Here is a 17,907-nt window from a genome sequence, read left to right as displayed (position 1 = left end):
GGTTCAGGCCCGGCCGGCGGCGCGTTCGACGATGCCCTGGTAGAGCGCCGCGGGGGCACGGCCCGACGCCAGGGCCGACTGCGGCAGCAGGGAGGTCTCGGTCATCCCGGGGGCGACGTTCACCTCGAGGAAGTGCGGCGTGCCGTGCTCGTCGAGGATGAGGTCCGTCCGTGACACGTGCCGCAGGTCGAGGGCTTCGTGGGCGGCGAGGGCGAACGCGACGACGCTCGACTCCTGGGCCTCCGAGAGGCGCGCGGGGCAGAAGTACTCGGTACGGCCGGGGTTGTAGCGGGCGTCGTAGTCGTACGGACCGTCGGTGACGATCTCGACGAGCGGGAGGACGGTGAGACCGTCAGCGGTCTCGACGACCGACGCAGCGACCTCTGTGCCGACCACCGCGCGCTCGATGAGCGCCGTGTCCCCGTAGGCGAAGCAGTCGACCATCGCCCGTGGGAGGTGCGCCGCATCGGTGACGAGGGTGACGCCCAGGGCGGAGCCGCCACGGGAGGGCTTGACGACGAGAGGCAGACCGAGCCGGTCGACGACCGCGGACATGACCGTCCGTGCCCCGAGCTCCCGGAAGAGGCTCTGGGGCAGCGTGACGTACTCGGGGGTCGCGAGTCCGGCACGGGCCACGACGGACTTCGCGACCGGCTTGTCCCAGGCGATCCTGCTCGCGCGCGGCCCGGTACCGACGTAGGGCACGTCGAGCAGCTCGAGGATGTCCCGGAGCGATCCGTCCTCGCCGCTGGCGCCGTGCAGGATGGGCCAGACGACGTCGGGCTTGACCTCCCGGAGCATCGGGACGAGGTCGGCGTCGACGTCGTGCACGGTGGCCTCGGTGCCCACCGAGCGCAGCGCCTCCGCGACGCGACGTCCGGAGCGGATCGAGACGTCGCGCTCGTGGGACAGGCCTCCGGCGAGGATGACGACGCGAAGGTCAGAGGTGCTCATGCGGTATCCGGTCCAGGGTTGTCGACGTCGGTGACGTCGTCGAGGGAAGGGCTCGTCCCGAAGATCTCGACGAGCTCCTGCTCGGCGTTGACGACCGAGGCGAGGCGGCGCACACCCTCACGGATGCGCTCGGGGGTGGGGTAGCAGAAGGACAGACGCATGTGGTCAGCGCCCGTCCCGTCGGCGAAGAACGCCGTCCCGGGCACGTACGCCACACGTCCCGTGACGGCCCGCGGCAGCATCGACTTGGAGTCGAGGCCCGGTGGGAGGCGGACCCACGTGTAGAAGCCCCCGTCGGGCACTGTCCACGAGGCGTCCGGCAGGTGCTCGGCGAGCGAGGACACCATGGCGTCCCGGCGTTCGCGGTACATGACCTGGAAGGACTTGATCTGCCCCTTCCAGTCGCTCGAGGCGAGGTACGCGGAGATGGCCATCTGCGAGGCGTTGGACGGGCAGAGGATGGCGGACTCGGAGGCCAGCACGAGCTTCTCGCGCACCGCGTGCGGCGCGACGACCCACCCGACGCGGAACCCCGGGGCGAACGTCTTGGAGAACGACCCGAGGTAGAGGACCCCCTCGTCGTCCATGGACCGCAACGCGGGGACGGGGTCGCCGGAGAACCCGAGGAGCCCGTACGGGTTGTCCTCGACGACGAGCACCCCGTACCGCTTCGCGATCTCGAGGATGCGTGGTCGGCGCTCGGGGCTCAAGGTCACGCCGGCCGGGTTGTGGAACGTCGGGATCGTGTACAGCAGCTTCACGCGGCGGCCCTGCGCCACGACGGAGGCGAGCGTCGACTCGAGGGCCTCGGGTATGAGCCCGTCCTCGTCCATGGGCACGTGGACGACGTCGGCCTCGTACGAGCGGAAAACCCCGAGAGCACCGACATAGCTCGGGGCCTCGGCGATGATGACGTCACCCGGGTCGATGAAGATGCGCGTGACGAGGTCGAGGGCCTGCTGGGACCCCGTCGTCACGACGACGTCGTCCGGGTGCGCCTCGATGCCCTCGAGCCGCATGACGTCGAGGATCTGCTCACGGAGCACCTCGTGACCCTGCCCGGAGCCGTACTGCAGCGCGGAGAGGCCCTGGGTCGCCACGACGCGCTGCACCGTGTCCGCGATGGTGTCGAGCGGCAGGCCGGCGAGGTTGGGCATACCGCCCGCGAGCGACACGACCTCGGGTCGGTTGACGACGGCGAAGAGGGCACGCACCTCGGACGCCCGCATCTTGTGCGCGCGCGTTGCGTACGCACCGAACCAGGGATCGAGCCGAGTACCTGGGGTCGGGCGCGGTGAGGAAGTCACGCCCCCTAGTCTCGCACGACGCGCAGACCTGACCCCAGGGTGCTCGTCGTCAGGCCCCGGCGCCCGACCTGGTGGCGACCTCGGCGAGGATCTCGTCGATCTCCTCGCGCAGTGCGCGCTTGGGCCGCGCCCCGAGGATCGAGCGGACGAGCTCGCCGCCGGAGTAGACGTTGAGCAGCGGGATCGACACGACGCCGTACGCCGCAGTGGTCTGCGGGTTGGCCTCCGTGTCGAGCTTCGCGATCTTCAGACGTCCCTCGTACTCCGTCGAGAGCTCCTCGAGGACCGGTGCCACCATGCGGCAGGGACCGCACCACTCGGCCCAGAAGTCGACGAGGACGGGGATGTCGGCCTCGATGACCTCGGCCTTGAACGTGTCGTCCGTGACGATGTGGGTGCTCACAGTGACTCCAGTGCTTCGACGAGCTCGGACGGGGACTCCACGACGTCCACGAGGGACGCGAGGTAGTTCTGGGCGTCGATCGCGGCCGAGCAGCCGGACCCGGCCGCGGTGATGGCCTGGCGGTAGAGGTGGTCCACCGCGTCACCGCAGGCGAACACACCCTCGAGGTTCGTGCGCGTGGTGCGGCCTTCGACGCGGATGTACCCCTCGGCGTCGAGGTCCACCTGGCCCTTGACGAGCTCGGTGCGCGGGTCGTGGCCGATGGCGACGAAGAGGCCGGTCGCGTCGATGTCACGCTCCTCGCCGGTGATCGTGTCCCGCAGGCGCAGGCCCTCGACCTTGTTCTCGCCCGCGATCCCGACGACCTCGGTGTTCCACGCGAACTCGATCTTGGGGTCGCTCATCGCACGCTCAGCCATGATCTTCGAGGCCCGGAGCGCGTCGCGGCGGTGCACCATCGTCACCTTCGAGGCGAACCGGGTGAGGAACGTCGCCTCCTCCACCGCCGAGTCCCCCCCACCGACGACGACGATGTGCTGGTCGCGGAAGAAGAACCCGTCGCACGTGGCGCACCAGGAGACACCGCGGCCGGAGAGGCGCTTCTCGTCGGGCAGGCCCAGCTCCCGGTACGCGGAGCCGGTCGCGAGGATGATCGCGCGAGCGGTGTACGTGTCGCCGTTACCGGTCCGCACGGTCTTGATGGGGCCGTCCAGCTCGACCTCGGTGGCGTCGTCCCACTCGATGACGGCACCGAAGCGCTCGGCCTGCTTCTGCATGTTCTCCATGAGCTCCGGGCCGAGGATCCCGTCGGTGAACCCGGGGAAGTTCTCCACCTCGGTGGTGTTCATCAGCGCACCGCCGGCCGTGATCGACCCCGCGAGGACGAGTGGTGCGAGCCCTGCGCGCGCGGCGTACACGGCGGCCGTGTACCCGGCCGGGCCGGAGCCGATGATGATCAGCTCGTGCGTGGGTGCTGCAGTCACGGTGTCGGTCCTTCGGTCTGTCGGACGGCATCGACGATGCCGGGATGGTCTGCCCACAAGAACGCCGTCGGGTCGGACGTTGTTCCCGCGGAGCCGTCGGTCAGGACAGCGCGAGCTCGTTGATCTGCACGTAGTGCCCACCGTTGATCGCCTGGGGCAGCTCGGTGAACCACAGGACGATCGTCTGCGTCGAGACGGGCGCCGCGAACGTCAGCGTGGTGTCCGGAGCGAGAGGCCCGGACGCAAGCACCTCGCCGGCGGTGGGGTTCGCGGGATCCGTCGCGCGGACCTCGACGTTGCCGCCCGTGTTGGGGGTCGACAGGTACACGGTGGAGACGTCCGTCGCCTCCTGCAGCGTGACGGCGTACCCGAAGCCCTTCTTCAGCCCGCCGAACTGTGCCGTCTTGTACGTGCGGGACTTCCAGCCCGTCGCGCCGTCGAGGTCGAACGCACGGTCGACGAGCTCGGGGTGCTCGTTGTTGTCACCGTCCGGGGGCGGGTCGATCTGCTGACCGGACGCGATGATGGGAGGCGGCGCCACGACGGGTGGCGGGGCGTCGGGCGCAGCGTCGGGCGGGACCTCGCCGGGTTCCACCGCAGCCGGCGCGTCGACCTCCTCGACCCCGTTCTCCGTGACGAGGACCGGGCCGATGCCCCGGCCGAGGGCGGACAGCGCCCAGCTCCCGCCCGCGATGACCACCCCGAGCATGAGGACGAGGATGTAGGGCGCGGGGTTGAAACGCAGGCGCTTCACGCGTTCGACGGTCAAGGGCTCGCTGGCGGCAGGAACGGGCGCCGCGGGCCGGCCGATGTCGCTCGCGAGGGAGTCGAACGTGTCAGGTCGGTTCGTTCGTGCCTCGGACGCGCGGGCCGCCGTGTCGGTCGGGGTGAACGACGGCGGCAGTGCGCTCGTGCGGGGCGGAAGGGAAGGAGCGGCCGGTGCACCCTGTCCTGGGGCGAGCGTGGCGGGAGCGCCGGCTGCGGTGTGCGACGCGGCCCCGGCCGCACCCATGGCCACGGCAGCCCCGGCGGCACCCGTGGCACCGGCCGCGACGCCGGGCGCCCGGCCTGTCGCGGAGACGCGTGGGATCCGCCCCGTGCTCGGGCGCCGGGCGGGCCCGGCGGGCGGCGGCGTGCCGGGCTTGGAGGCACCAGGGAGGGTCGCTGCGCCGAGCGTCGTCCGCACGGACTGCCGGTTCACCCCCTGCCCGATCTGGTCCTCGATGACCTTCGGCGTGGTCTCTGCTGCTTCAGGGATGGTCGGTACCGCCTCGTCGTCCCAGGGCTGCAGCTCCTTGACGAGCTGTCCAGGTGTGTGTGGTCCGTCGTCGTGGGGTCCGAGCGTGACGACGCAGAGGGTGTCCAGGTCCCGGGGAACGTCGGGGACGACGTCCCGGGGAGCAGCGAGCGGCTCGCCCTCGGCCTGCAGCCCTGCAGGGAGGTCGAGCTCGACGTTGCGGCCCGTCAGCGGAATCCCGGCTCGCGGCAGCACGCCGGTGAGGAGGTAGTGCAGGAGCGCCACGAGGGCGACCGTGTCCGCCCGGGACGCTTCGTCACCGGTGGGGCGCCCGGCATCGGACAGCGAGAGGGTCCCGTCGATGCCGAGACCTGTGACGCGCACCGCGCCCCGGTGCACGCGCACGGACTCGGGCCGCAGCGCAAGGTGGTGGACCCCACGCCGACGGGCGGCCTCGAGGGCGAGCGCCGCGTCCCCGATGACGGCGCGTGCGGCCGCCGCGTCGAGCGGGCCGTCAGCGACGAGGTCGGTGAGGCTCGCGCCGAGGTAGGGCTCGGTGACGACGTAGCGACGACCGTGGTCCTGGAGGACGTCGAGGACGCGCGCGAGGCGTGCGTCGGAGACGAGTGCGGCCCGCCGGGCGGCGTCGAGGGTGAGCGCGGCACCGTCGCCCTCGAGGATCGTCACACGTACGGGTCGGTCGAGGATCTGGTCGATGCCGTGCCACACGCTCGCGCTGGCGAACTCGCTCGGGACGGGTTCGACGAGGAGGTACCGGGCGACGACGAGCGTGCCGCGTTCAACGCTGTCCACGAAGTCCACCCCGTTCGCTGTCCTGAGCCCGATCGGCATCGTCAACATCGTACGCGGCACGCCCCTGCCACCGACGGCCAGGCCTGTGAGGGCGATGTGAACGTCCCCGCGGCGCTGCCCGGTACTGCTCGGCGCTGCTCAGTACTGCGCGGCGCTGCTCAGCGCCGCGAGAGCTTGCGCATCACCGGCTCCGCCAGCCCGGACAGCTCCTCGACCCGCATGACCTGGAGCGCGAGGACGTAGACGGCGGTCATCGTCGAGCCGACGAGGAGGGTCACGCCGAGGGCCGTCCACCACGAGTCGCTCGCGTCGAATCCCCACACGCGCAGCACCACCCACCCGATCACCCCGGCGAGCAGGGCGGCGATGATGAGCTGGACGTGCAGCCGCACGATCCTGGGGAGGTCCAGCCCGTCGAGGCGTCTGACCATGCCCCCCACGCGCAGGAGCACGGCGACGAGGTTCGACAACGCGATCGCGGCGCCGATGCCGACGACCCACCACTGGGCGGGGAGCAGGAGCGAGGACAGCCAGGCGACGAGCATGAGGGTGACGGTCACGGGGATCTGGATGAGGAACACCGTGCGGCCGTCCTCGAACGCGAAGTACACCCACTTCATGAGGACCATCGCGCCGAGCGGCATGAGCCCGAGGGACATCGCCACCATGACGCGTGCGACGACGACGACCTCGTCGGCGCTGAGCGTGGGCACGAGGAGCTTCATGACCGGCTGCGAGAGCACGACGAACAGCGCGGTCGCGAAGACGGTGAAGACGCCGATGATCCGCAGTCCGCGCGAGACGTTCTCCCGGACCGTCGCGAGGTCCCCCCTCGCGGCGGCCGCGCTCATCCCCGTGAAGAGCGCGGTGGCCACGGAGACCGTGACGAGGGAGTGCGGGAGGAGGTAGACCATGAGGGCCTGGGTGTAGGCACCGTTCCCGGCGACCGGACCCTGGAACCCGGCGTCGAGGGCGTGCTGCGGGGCGGCGGTCGCGATCTTCGTGGTCACCCAGACGGCCAGCTGGTCGAGGAGGACCGCGGCGAACGTCCACATGCCCACGCGCCCCACGGAGCGCAGCCCGACCCCGCGGACGCCGAACCGCGGGTGCCAGCGGAAGCCCGAGCGCCACAGCGGCACGATGAGGACGAGCGCCTGGCAGACGACGCCCAACGTCGCCACGCCACCGAAGATCCCGATCTCGGTCGCGGTCCACTCCGAGACGCCGACGCGTTCGCGGGCGGGACCGAACACGAGCAGGAAGACCCCGAAGCCGATGATCGAGATGACGTTGTTGAGCGCCGGCGCCCACATGAAGGGGCCGAACTGGCTGCGGGCGTTGAGGACCTGGCCCAGGACGGAGTACAGCCCGTAGAAGAACAGCTGCGGGATGCACCAGAAGCCGAACCCGACGGCGAGGGACACCTGCTCGGGCGTCCAGCTGGAGTCGATGTAGATGCCGACCGTGACCGAGGCACCCAGCGTCATGACGAGGGTGAGCACGAGCAGGGCCGAGCCGGTGAGGGTGAGGAGCTTGTCGAGGTACTCCTGGGCGTTGGGCGACCGGTAGGCCTTCATCACCTGCGGCACGATCACGGCGTTGAGAACACCGCCCGCGATGATCGCGAAGAGGATGTTGGGCACCTTGTTCGCGATGTCGAACGCGTCCGCCGTGGCCCCCGTCGCGCCCAGGACGGCCACGAGAAGGATGTTGCGGACGAGCCCGAGCGCCCGCGAGACCGCGGTGCCCGCGGCCATCACGAGCGAGCTGCGTCCCAGCCCACCACCGGCACCGGGGGCGCTGGGGTCCGTGGGGTCGGTGGAGGCGCTCGGGTCGCCGGGGGTCACCCCGTCGGCCGGTCCGGCTGCGCTCGTCGTGCCGCGCTCGGTACTCACGTCGTCTCCGTCGATGATCGGTGCCGTCCGTGCGACACCGGTCCGGTCGCGTCGGTCGGGTCGTCGGTGGGGGTGTCGTCGGGCACCGTGAGGGTGGCGCCGTGGTCGATGAGCGCGTCGAGCTCGCCCGTCTGCTCGACGAGCTCGAGCTGGTCGACGACGGCCGCGCTCGCACGGCGGTCCGAGCGCCCACGGTGGATGGTCCGCCAGATGCCGCCGAGGAGCAGGAGCACGAGGAGACCGGCGACGACGGCCGTGCCCCGGTTCTCCCAGTCGGCGCGCACCCGCACGTCGAACGTCGAGGGCTGCGCGACGACGGTGCCGTCCAGGGCGAGGATCTCGACGCTGACGCTCACGTTGCCGCTGCCGACGGCCTCGACGGGGATGTCCACCTGGACCTCCGACCGTGGCTCGATCGTCACGGGGAGGCTGTTCTCCGTGCTCAGTCGAGGGTCGTCCGGTGACAGGTGCACGATGATCGTCACAGGCTGGTCGAGGTCGTTGCGCACGGTGCGGAAGAGGGTGCTCGCGGAGCTGATGAGGGTGAAGTCGCTGCCTCCGGCGATCGAGACCGAGGACCTCACGGCAGCTACCTCGTCGTTGATGCGGGCGATCGCGGCCGAACGCCCGGCGCGGTCGCTGCGCCACTCGACGGACGTGACGGCCGTGATGGCGTCGTCGACGGGGGCGAGGAGCGCGGTCGGGTCGGCGGCGATCTGTGCGAACGACGCGAGCTCGGCCCGCACCGCGGCGAGCTGCGCGAACGCCGTGGGGCTCAGGGCTCGGTCGTTCGACGGGTCACCGGGCAGCGGCGCGCGCGGAACCTCCACCTGGTCCGTCTCGGCGAGGGCCGAGACGGGGGCGAGGGACGCCCACGGCACGGCGGAGATCGCTCCGAGCTGGGCGCGGGCGACCTCCGCGTCCGGAGCCCAGTCGCGGGGCACCGTGAGCAGGATGTGGCGCGCGTCCGAGGGTCGTTCCCGCTGGATGACCGCGAGCTCGGCGGCCAGCCGTTGCCGTGCTCCTGCTGCGGAGTCCGTCGGTGACGTGAGCTGGGAGCTCAGCCCGCCGTCGGGGACGAGCGCGTGCACGGTGCCCTCGTCGGTCACGGTCGTCACGTTGCCCGAGGGCGTGTAGGTGAGAGCCGGGTCGGGCAGGAGGCTGTCGGGGGTGAGGATGACGGTGGTGTCCCCGAGGACGGCGGCGAGCTCGAGCACGTCGTCGTCGGGGCCGATGTCGACGGGCCAGGCGAGGTCCGTGCGCCACGCCGCCTCGTCGCCGGTCAGCGGTGTCTCGGGCGGCGGGAGGACGTCGGCCGCGGCATAGGCCGCGAGGTCCTGGTCGTAGCGGGGCAGCGCATAGACCTCGCGCCCCGCGGAGGCGGAGAGCAGCGTGTCTGCCCATCGCCCGGACTCCTCGGCGGCGGTGACGCCGGTCTGCGCCGCCCCGGCGGAGTCGTCGGTCGCCGCCGGCGCCTTCTGCGCGTCCGGCGCGGGGGTCGTGGGCAGGGCCTCGTCGTCGCTCCCGGCGTCGAGGGCCTGGTCCGACGTCCGGGCCACCTCGATGAGCGCCGGGTCGACCGCCCACGTCACACCGGGGACGTCGTGCGTGCTCTCGAGCAGCTCGGCGAGCCGGCCTGTGCCGGTGGTCTCCGCGATGAGCTCGGGCAGGGACTGCTCGGGAGCGAGGGGATCGTAGGGCGGCCCGACGACGGGGACGAGGACGCTGACGTCGACGGGGACGAGCTCGGGGTCGTCGACCGGGTACCAGACGATGTAGGTGCGGTTGATCCCCAGCCTGTCCCGGGCGCTGTACCCGTCCGTCTCGCCGCGGACGGTCACGGCGAGACCCCGCGGACCCCACGTGCTCTGGCGTGTCCCGAGCTGGAGCGCCGCCGCGGGGACCTGCAGGGTGACGAGGGTCGTCGTGCCCGGCGCGAGCGCCTGGGGCAGCTCGACGGTGTGGATCACCGAACCGGCCGGGTCGTCCGGCTGGGAGTCGGACCACCGCGCCAGGGTCGTGCGGGTGACGAACGCTGACCGTGCAAGGAGGACGTCGACGACCGGGGACTCGATGGTCGCGTCCGAGACGTTCTCCACCTCGACGACGACGGTGAGGTCCTCGCCGGGCCGGGTCACCTCGGGCGACAGGGAGACGAGCCGGACGTCGACGGGGAGGTCGGACGTCGCGTCCGGAGCGGTCGGGACCGCTGCCCGGAAGGGCGTGTCGGAGCGCGCGGGTGATGCTGGGAGGACGACGGCGAGGAGGAGGAGGACGACGAGCGCGAGGCACGCCCCGACGAGGCTCCGCCCGGCCGATCCCGCGCCGCTCCGAGCCACCCGGGCGGCTGTGTCCTGAGGTACCGCGACGCCCATCATCGCTCGCTGGGGGGGCGCCGACCTGCCTCGGGCAGGGTCATGAGATCGAACGCGACGGCCGCGAGCCGGCGCTCGTTGGGGTAGCTCAGGCGGGTGGGCATGTCCTCGAACGCGATCCAGGCGACGTCCTCCGCCTCGCTGTCCGGGTCGCCCTCGACCGTGAGGTAGCCGCTGACGGCCTCGAGGAGGAAGTGGTGGACGACCTTGTGCACGCGTCGGTCGTCGCCCGTGAACCAGTAGTCGATGACCCCGAGCCGGCGCTGGACGAGCCCGGTGATGCCGGTCTCCTCCGCGATCTCCCGGACGGCTGCCTCCTCGGCAGTCTCCTCTCCCTCGAGGTGCCCCTTCGGCAGGCACCACTCGAGGCGCCCCGCACGGTTGCGCCGTGCGATGACGGCTGCGTGGAACACACCGTCGATGACCTCGACGACGAGCCCGCCGGCGGACGTCTCCTCGACGACCGGCAGGTCGGAGGACAGCCCGGACGTGGACGTGCCGTGCCCTCCGGTCGGGCGGTGCGCGTGCGGGTCGATCCGCAGCGGGTGGCCGCCCGGAGGCGCGGGCACCCGGGACGATCCCTCGGAGCGCGCGGCAGTGGACATGCCCGCCACTTTATCTTTATCTGGCAGGCTGTGATGTTGTGCCAGATCCACACAGCGACGTCCAGCCCGAGAGCCCCCTCGAGAACCTCGCCCACCGGCCCGACCAGGGGGGCGCGCAGGACCCCGCGGTCGCCGCGCTCCGGCGTCGGGCAGCGACCGTCCTCACGCAGGTGGCGCCCGTCGCGACGGAGCTCGGAGCGCTGTTCCGTGACGCCGGCCACGAGCTCGCGCTCGTCGGCGGTCCCGTCCGCGACGCGTTCCTCGGCCGGGTGAGCGCGGACCTCGACTTCGCGACGTCGGCAGATCCCGACGCGACCCAGGCCCTGCTCGCCCGGTGGGGCGACGCGCACTGGGACATCGGCAAGGAGTTCGGCACCATCGGTGCCAAGCGGTCGGCACGCGACGGTGCGCCGGAGGTCGTCGTCGAGGTGACGACGTACCGCTCCGACGAGTACGACCCCGCGTCGCGCAAGCCGGTGGTGGCGTTCGGCGACACGCTCGCCGGTGACCTCGCCCGCCGCGACTTCACGGTCAACGCGATGGCCGTACGTCTTCCCGAGCTCGAGTTCGTCGACCCGCACGACGGGCTCGTGGACCTCGCGGCAGGCATCCTGCGGACACCGGTCGCCGCGACGCAGTCCTTCGACGACGACCCGCTACGGATGATGCGCGCCGCCCGGTTCGCCGCGCAGCTCGGCTTCACGGTGCACGACGAGGCGCGGGCGGCGATCGCGGACATGGCCCCGCGGATCGCGATCGTCTCGGCGGAGCGGGTGCGGGACGAGCTCAACAAGCTCCTCCTGGGTGCCCGGCCCCGGCTCGGTCTCGAGGTCCTCGTCGAGCTGGGCCTGGCGGACCACGTGCTGCCGGAGCTCCCGGGCATGAAGCTGGCCGTCGACGAGCACCACCGGCACAAGGACGTGTACCAGCACTCGCTCACGGTCCTCGAGCAGGCGATCGACCTGGAGACGGGGCCCGACGGGCCGGTGCCCGGCCCGGACCTCGTGCTGCGGCTCGCCGCGCTGCTCCACGACTGCGGCAAGCCCGCGACGCGCCGCTTCGAGCCCGGCGGCGCCGTGAGCTTCCACCACCACGAGGTGGTCGGAGCCAAGATGACGGCGAAGCGGCTGCGGGCGCTGCGTTACGACAAGGAGACGCTGCAGCAGGTGTCGCGGCTCGTGGAGCTGCACCTGCGGTTCCACGGCTATGGCGACGGAGCATGGACGGATTCCGCGGTGCGCCGCTACGTCACCGATGCCGGACCGTTGCTCGAGCGTCTGCACCGACTGACGCGCGCGGACTGCACCACCCGGAACAAGCGCAAGGCCCAGCGGTTGTCCTCCGCGTACGACGAGCTCGAGTCCCGCATCGCGCAGCTGCGCGAGCAGGAGGAGCTGGCATCCATCCGTCCCGGGCTCGACGGGGCGCAGATCATGGAGATCCTCGGTGTGCCGCCGGGGCCCGTGGTCGGCGAGGCGTACCGGTTCCTCCTCGAGCTCCGTCTCGACCGCGGGCCGCTCCCCGAGGACGAGGTCCGCCGGGTGCTCCTCGAGTGGTGGGCCGACCGGTCCGGCGCACCGGGGTCCGACGGTCCTTCCGCCTGAGCGTAGGAGTGCCGTGAGGATCTGGTCCGTGCACCCGCGGTACCTCGACCGTCAGGGGCTGATCGCGGCCTGGCGCGAGGCGCTGCTCGCCCAGAAGGTCATGGCTGGCGGGACCCGCGGGTACCGCCACCACCCTCAGCTCGTCCGGTTCGGGGAGCCCGCGCCGACGGTCGTCCCTGGTCCGGGCGGTGGGACGGGCCCGGTCGCGCCGGCGCTCGCCCATCCGGGCGCCCACGTCGTGGCATACCTCCACGGTCTCGCCGACGAGGCGACGGCGCGGGGTTACCGCTTCGACCGGACGAGGGTCATGGGTCCGGCGGTCGAGGTCGAGCAGCTCCCGGTCACCGAGGGTCAGCTCGAGTACGAGTGGGAGCACCTGCTGCGCAAGCTCGAGACCCGCAGCCCCGAGGTGTACGCGCGCTGGCACGACGTCGAGCAGCCGGATCCGCACCCGGTGTTCGTCGTCGTTCCGGGCCCCGTCGCTCCGTGGGAGATCGTGTAGCGCTGTTTCACGTGGAACACGCGCCGGTGCCTACCCCGGTGCGCGCGTCCGACACCAGGGTCTGGCACCCGCCTAAACGTTTCATTCCCGAAGAAAGCCCTATCGCGGGCGCCTCGCGCGTGCGAATGTGAACGTGAACATCCGCGGAGTGCGCGGTGCAGCGCCGTGCCCGGGGCGGAGAACACCTGAGCGGTCGTCGACGAGGACGACCGCGGGGCTGACTCGAAGGAGAGCAACGTGAGACGAGCAGGTGAGCGCGGAGCGGTCCGCGCACAAGGGATCCGGCGGCGGTGGGCGGCAGCGGCCGTCGCCCTCGCGACCGCGGTGTCCGGAGGGATCGTCGCCGTCGCAGCAGCGCCGGCAGCCTCCGCCGCGACCGTCGACGTCAACGCGTCGTACATCCTCGTGAACAGGGGCAGCGGCAAGGCCCTCGACGTGTACAACCTCTCGACGTCCGACGGCGCCCGCATCACGCAGTGGTCCCGCAACGACGGCGCGCAGCAGCAGTGGCAGTTCGTCGACTCCGGGGACGGGTACTACCGCCTGAAGTCGAAGCTGTCCGGCAAGGTGCTCGACGTTTCCAACTTCTCGACCGCCGACGGCGGGAGCATCGTCCAGTACACCGACCGGAACCAGACGAACCAGCAGTTCCGCCTCCAGGACGTCGCCGGAGGCTACGTCACGCTCATCAACCGGAACTCGAACAAGGCCGTCGAGGTCCAGGGTGCCTCCACCGCGGACGGCGCGAACATCGTCCAGTACTCCAGCTGGGGCGGCGCCAACCAGCAGTGGCAGCTCGTCGCCGTCGGCGGCGGGACGACGCCACCGCCCACCACGCCACCGCCGACGGGCGGTGGCACCTGCGCCCTCCCGTCGACGTACCGCTGGACGTCGACAGGCTCGTTGGCGACCCCCAGGTCCGGATGGGCCTCGCTCAAGGACTTCACCGTCGCTCCGTACAACGGCAAGCAGCTCGTCTACGCCACGACCCACGACAACGGGTCGACGTGGGGGTCCATGAACTTCGGCCTCTTCACCAACTACTCCGAGATGGCCTCGGCGAGCCAGAACGCGATGACCCAGTTCACCGCCGTCGCCCCCTCCCTGTTCTACTTCGCGCCCAAGAACATCTGGGTGATGGCCTACCAGTGGGGCGGGCCGGCGTTCTCCTACCGGACCTCCTCCGACCCGACCAACCCGAACGGATGGGGCCCGGCCCAGACGCTGTTCAACGGCACCATCACCAACTCCGGGACCGGACCGATCGACCAGGCGCTCATCGGTGACGACCAGAACATGTACCTGTTCTTCGCCGGCGACAACGGCAACATCTACCGGGCGAGCATGCCCATCGGGAACTTCCCGGGGAACTTCGGGAACACCTCGACCGTCGTCATGAGCGACACGACGAACAACCTGTTCGAGGCCGTGCAGGTGTACAAGGTCCAGGGCCAGAACCAGTACCTCATGATCGTCGAGGCCATCGGCGCCCAGGGTCGGTACTTCCGGTCCTTCACCGCCACGAGCCTCGGTGGTTCGTGGACCCCCCAGGCCGCCACCGAGTCCAACCCCTTCGCGGGGAAGGCCAACAGCGGTGCCACGTGGACCAACGACATCAGCCACGGAGAGCTGCTCCGCACGAACGCCGACCAGACGATGACGGTCGACCCGTGCAACCTCCAGCTGCTCTACCAGGGCCGGTCGCCGAGCTCCGGCGGTGACTACGGTCGCCTGCCGTACCGGCCCGGCCTGCTCACCCTGGTCCGCTGACCCGCTGACCCACAGCAGGCCATCGGCGCCGAACGTGCCCCTCGTCCCGCACCGGGACGGGGGGCACGTCCGTGCTCAGGCCGGGTGCGCGGGAGCGACAGGCCGCACGTCGACGCGCGTGAGCGTGCGGCGCCCGAGCGTCGCGACGAGGGCGAGACCCACGTAGGCCACGGCCAGGGCGCAGAACACGGCCGTCGAGGCCCCGGAGTCCGGCAGCACGAGGGCCGCGAGGCACGCTGCCCCGACGAACGCCGCGTTGTAGAGGACGTCGTAGAGCGCGAAGGCCCTGCCCCGGACCGCGTCGGGTGTGCTGCGCTGAACGATCGTGTCGACCGCGATCTTGGCGCCCTGCACCGCGAGACCGAGCGCGAGGGCGGCGCCCAGGACCGTCGTCCAGGACACGTGCACGGCCAGCACGAGCTGTGCCAGCGCCCCGAGGAGCAGGGTCGCGGTGATCCATCGAGCGGGACCGGTCCGGCGACCGACCGTCGACGTGAGGACGATGGCGAGGCCGAAACCCACACCCGAGGCACCGAGCACCCACGTGAACAGGGCGAGCCCGTCGTCGGCGCCGCTCCCTGCACCAGGCCCGGCCAACGTGTTCCGCGAGAGCAGGATGCTCGAGACGAACATCACGCCGTAGAGCAACCGGTGCAGCGCCATGAGCAGCAGCGCCAGCGCAGGGGTGCGGAGCGCGACGAGCTGGCGCACACCGTCGACGAGCTCCGACCCGAGCCCGGCGACAGCACGGCGCACGCCGGGACCGGCCGGTCGTCGGCTGGGACCCAGCTGGTCGCGCCGGAGCGCGAAGGGGAGCGCAGCGGCGACGGCGAAGAGCACGGCTGCCCCGGCGAGGGACGCGGCGTCACGCCCAGCACCGGGCGGCAGGACGAGCGCGATCACGAGTCCGAGGGCGGCTCCGGCGCCCGCGGCCGCGGCCCCGAGCGTGGGGACGAGGGAGTTGGCCGTGAGGAGGAGCCGCTCGGGCACGACGTGCGGCAACGATGCCGACAGCGCCGCGAGGAGGAACCGGTTGACCGACAGGGCGACGAGAGCGAGGACGTACACCACCGGCGTGAGGCCACCGGTGAGGATGACGGTCGCGAGCACGAGCGTCACGACGAGGCGCACGAGATTCGCGGCGACGAGCACCTGGCGTCGTCGCCACCGGTCGAGCAGCACCCCTGCCCATGGACCGACGATCGTGAAGGGCGCGAGGAGGACGGCGAACGCCACCGCGATGCTCCCGGCGGTCCCCTGGCTCTCCGGGGAGAAGAAGAACAGCGCCGCGAGCCCCACCTGGAAGGCGCCGTCGCCGCACTGGGTGGCCAGGCGCACGGCGAACAGCCACCGGAAGTCGCGGGCGCGCGCGAGTGCCGCGAGATCTCGGAGGGTGTCCACGCCAGCAGGCTAGCCGGGCACACGAACCCCGCGGACACCGAAGGACCCGGCGCGCGGGGCACCGGGTCCTTCGGTGTGCGGTCGCTGGGCGACGCTGCGGTCTAGCGGGTGAGCGGTCTAGCGACTCAGCGCTCCGCCTCGCCACGGATGAAGGCCTCGAGCTGGGCGCGCCCAGCGGTGTCCTCCATCTGCACGGGCGGGGACTTCATGAAGTACGTCGAGGCGGAGAGGATCGGGCCACCGACACCCCGGTCGAGGGCGATCTTCGCGGCGCGGACGGCGTCGATGATGATGCCGGCCGAGTTGGGCGAGTCCCAGACCTCGAGCTTGTACTCGAGGTTGAGGGGAACCTCACCGAACGCGCGGCCCTCGAGGCGGACGTACGCCCACTTGCGGTCGTCGAGCCACGCGACGTAGTCCGACGGGCCGATGTGCACGTTGCGGTCGTCCTTCTTGCCGGCGAGGGTGCCGGTGAGGTTCGACGTGACGGCCTGCGTCTTCGAGACCTTCTTGGACTCCAGGCGCTCACGCTCGAGCATGTTCTTGAAGTCCATGTTGCCGCCGACGTTGAGCTGGTACGTGCGGTCCAGCGCGACGCCGCGGTCCTCGAAGAGCTTCGCGAGCACGCGGTGCGTGATGGTGGCACCGACCTGCGACTTGATGTCGTCGCCGACGATCGGGACGCCGGCAGCCTCGAACTTCGCGGCCCACTCGGGGTCGGACGCGATGAACACGGGGAGCGCGTTGACGAACGCGACGCCCGCGTCGATGGCAGCCTGCGCGTAGAACTTGGCAGCTGCCTCCGACCCGACGGGCAGGTAGCACACGAGCACGTCAGCCTTGACGTCCTTGAGGGTCTGCACGATGTTGACGGGCTCGGCGTCGGACTCTTCGATGGTCTCGCGGTAGTACTTGCCGAGGCCGTCGAGGGTGTGACCGCGCTGCACGAGGACACCGGTGGGCGGGACGTCCGCAATCTTGATCGTGTTGTTCTCGGACGCACCGATCGCCTCGGAGAGGTCGAAGCCGACCTTCTTCGCGTCGACGTCGAACGCCGCCACGAACTCGAGGTCGGAGATGTGGTAGTCACCGAACTGCACGTGCATGAGGCCCGGCACAGTGTCGTGAGCGTCGGCGTTCCGGTAGAACTCGACGCCCTGAATGAGGGACGTGGCGCAGTTTCCGACGCCAACGATGGCGACGCGGATGGCGGTCATCCTCGCTCCTTGCTGTGTGAGTCGAGGCGGTCATCGCCGTCGACGGGGTGTGTGGTGCTGGTTGCGGGTGGTGCTGGTTGTGCGTCCGCCGTCAGGCTGGCGCCCGGGGTGACCCCCGTGGTCCGGGCACGACGACGGTCGCGCTCGGTGTTGATGAGGCCGTCGAGCCATCGAACTTCACGTTCGACCTGCTCCAGGCCATGTCGTTGCAGCTCGAGGGTGTACTCGTCGAGCTTGTCGAGGGTCCGCGCGGAGGAGTCGCGCACGGCCTCGAGGCGTTCGTTGAGCCTGCTGCGGCGACCCTCCAGGATACGGATACGCGTCTCGGCGTCGGTCTGGCCGAAGAAGGCGAACCGGACGTCGAAGCTCTCGTCCTCCCACGCCGCGGGACCGGAGGACGCGAGCACGGACTGCAGGTGCTCCTTGCCGTCGGCCGTGAGCCGGTAGACGATCCGTGCGCGCTTGCCGGACAGGGCGTGCGGCGGGGCTTCGTCGGAAGCCGTCCCGACGATGAGGCCCCGCAGGGACATCGCCTTGAGGCACGGGTAGAGCGAGCCGTAGGAGAGCGCCCGGAAGGACCCGAGAACGAGGTTGAGGCGCTTGCGCAGCTCGTACCCGTGCAGCGGGGAGTCGTTGAGGAGACCGAGGACCGCCGTCTCGAGGACTGATGACTTCGACCGCATCTTCGGCACCCCCTCAGCCCTGATCAACAACTCGATGTATCGGATCGATACATCGGAAGAGTATGCCCATTGCGACGGGCGGTGCAAGGAGCGCCGGCGCGACCGTGTGTGAAGGGATCGCGGACAAGACGGTCAGGAGGGGGAAGGATCCGTGGATC

General features: G+C 71.1%; 14 protein-coding genes. 3 read left to right on the top strand and 11 right to left on the bottom strand.

What is annotated here, in order from left to right:
• Positions 1-3: 3 nt before the first annotated feature.
• The 8 genes from AC54T1_RS02865 to AC54T1_RS02830 all read right to left on the bottom strand — a co-directional run bounded on the left by AC54T1_RS02865 (position 4) and on the right by AC54T1_RS02830 (position 10,572).
• Positions 4-954, bottom strand: a complete 951-nt coding sequence (locus AC54T1_RS02865) for a D-alanine--D-alanine ligase family protein (protein ID WP_484343831.1) — start codon at positions 952-954, stop codon at positions 4-6.
• A complete protein-coding gene (locus tag AC54T1_RS02860; RefSeq protein ID WP_484344242.1) occupies positions 951-2,183 on the bottom strand; it encodes an aminotransferase-like domain-containing protein in 1,233 nt (410 codons plus the stop codon). Before AC54T1_RS02860 ends, AC54T1_RS02865 begins: the two co-directional genes overlap by 4 nt.
• A 127-nt stretch (positions 2,184-2,310) precedes the next feature.
• The gene (gene trxA / locus AC54T1_RS02855; RefSeq protein ID WP_496910961.1) at positions 2,311-2,664 is read right to left on the bottom strand and encodes a thioredoxin; all 354 of its coding nucleotides are present in this window, start codon (positions 2,662-2,664) and stop codon (positions 2,311-2,313) included.
• Positions 2,661-3,647, bottom strand: a complete 987-nt coding sequence (gene trxB / locus AC54T1_RS02850; RefSeq protein ID WP_484343829.1) for a thioredoxin-disulfide reductase — start codon at positions 3,645-3,647, stop codon at positions 2,661-2,663. The genes trxA and trxB overlap by 4 nt, the downstream gene beginning before the upstream one ends.
• 100 nt (positions 3,648-3,747) lie before the next feature.
• Entirely contained in the window at positions 3,748-5,736 is a 1,989-nt protein-coding gene (locus tag AC54T1_RS02845; protein WP_496910960.1) for a protein kinase family protein, read from the bottom strand.
• Positions 5,737-5,855: 119 nt separating this feature from the next.
• Complete coding sequence (gene murJ / locus AC54T1_RS02840; protein ID WP_484343827.1) at positions 5,856-7,592, bottom strand: murein biosynthesis integral membrane protein MurJ; 1,737 nt, start codon at positions 7,590-7,592, stop codon at positions 5,856-5,858.
• Complete coding sequence (locus AC54T1_RS02835) at positions 7,589-9,931, bottom strand: DUF6049 family protein (protein ID WP_496910959.1); 2,343 nt, start codon at positions 9,929-9,931, stop codon at positions 7,589-7,591. The genes murJ and AC54T1_RS02835 overlap by 4 nt, the downstream gene beginning before the upstream one ends.
• 35 nt (positions 9,932-9,966) lie before the next feature.
• A complete protein-coding gene (locus AC54T1_RS02830; protein WP_484343825.1) occupies positions 9,967-10,572 on the bottom strand; it encodes an NUDIX domain-containing protein in 606 nt (201 codons plus the stop codon).
• A gap of 170 nt (positions 10,573-10,742) precedes the next feature.
• On the opposite strand from AC54T1_RS02830, the gene AC54T1_RS02825 reads away from it, so the two are divergent.
• The 3 genes from AC54T1_RS02825 (at position 10,743) to AC54T1_RS02815 (ending at position 14,448) form a co-directional block, all read left to right on the top strand.
• A complete protein-coding gene (locus tag AC54T1_RS02825) occupies positions 10,743-12,176 on the top strand; it encodes a CCA tRNA nucleotidyltransferase (RefSeq protein ID WP_496911257.1) in 1,434 nt (477 codons plus the stop codon).
• 13 nt (positions 12,177-12,189) lie between these two features.
• Complete coding sequence (locus AC54T1_RS02820) at positions 12,190-12,678, top strand: pyrimidine dimer DNA glycosylase/endonuclease V (RefSeq protein WP_484343824.1); 489 nt, start codon at positions 12,190-12,192, stop codon at positions 12,676-12,678.
• A 237-nt stretch (positions 12,679-12,915) separates the two neighbouring features.
• Positions 12,916-14,448: a non-reducing end alpha-L-arabinofuranosidase family hydrolase gene (locus tag AC54T1_RS02815; protein WP_484343823.1), complete on the top strand. Its 1,533-nt coding sequence runs from the start codon at positions 12,916-12,918 to the stop codon at positions 14,446-14,448.
• A 75-nt stretch (positions 14,449-14,523) separates the two neighbouring features.
• Here the strand turns inward: AC54T1_RS02815 and AC54T1_RS02810 are convergent, their stop codons facing one another.
• From AC54T1_RS02810 to AC54T1_RS02800, 3 genes are all read right to left on the bottom strand, one after another.
• Entirely contained in the window at positions 14,524-15,849 is a 1,326-nt protein-coding gene (locus tag AC54T1_RS02810) for an MFS transporter (RefSeq protein WP_496910958.1), read from the bottom strand.
• Positions 15,850-15,974: 125 nt separating this feature from the next.
• A complete protein-coding gene (locus AC54T1_RS02805; protein ID WP_484343821.1) occupies positions 15,975-17,066 on the bottom strand; it encodes an inositol-3-phosphate synthase in 1,092 nt (363 codons plus the stop codon).
• Positions 17,063-17,749, bottom strand: coding sequence for a PadR family transcriptional regulator (locus AC54T1_RS02800; RefSeq protein WP_484343820.1), 687 nt, complete (start codon positions 17,747-17,749; stop codon positions 17,063-17,065). Before AC54T1_RS02800 ends, AC54T1_RS02805 begins: the two co-directional genes overlap by 4 nt.
• Positions 17,750-17,907 lie beyond the last annotated feature (158 nt).

It is taken from the genome of Sanguibacter sp. Z41_6 (assembly GCF_059621145.1).
The sequence above is the reverse complement of the archived record's forward strand: the minus strand, read 5'-3'. Positions and strand labels throughout refer to the sequence as shown.

What these genes read in the sequence shown, in the direction of transcription:
- AC54T1_RS02860 (WP_484344242.1), bottom strand. Translation starts at nt 2,183, where the DNA reads ATGCGGGCGTCCGAGGTGCGTGCCCTCTTCGCCGTCGTCAACCGACCC.
- AC54T1_RS02845 (WP_496910960.1), bottom strand. Translation starts at nt 5,736, where the DNA reads ATGCCGATCGGGCTCAGGACAGCGAACGGGGTGGACTTCGTGGACAGC.
- AC54T1_RS02830 (WP_484343825.1), bottom strand. Translation starts at nt 10,572, where the DNA reads ATGTCCACTGCCGCGCGCTCCGAGGGATCGTCCCGGGTGCCCGCGCCT.
- AC54T1_RS02805 (WP_484343821.1), bottom strand. Translation starts at nt 17,066, where the DNA reads ATGACCGCCATCCGCGTCGCCATCGTTGGCGTCGGAAACTGCGCCACG.
- AC54T1_RS02865 (WP_484343831.1), bottom strand. Translation starts at nt 954, where the DNA reads ATGAGCACCTCTGACCTTCGCGTCGTCATCCTCGCCGGAGGCCTGTCC.
- AC54T1_RS02800 (WP_484343820.1), bottom strand. Translation starts at nt 17,749, where the DNA reads ATGCGGTCGAAGTCATCAGTCCTCGAGACGGCGGTCCTCGGTCTCCTC.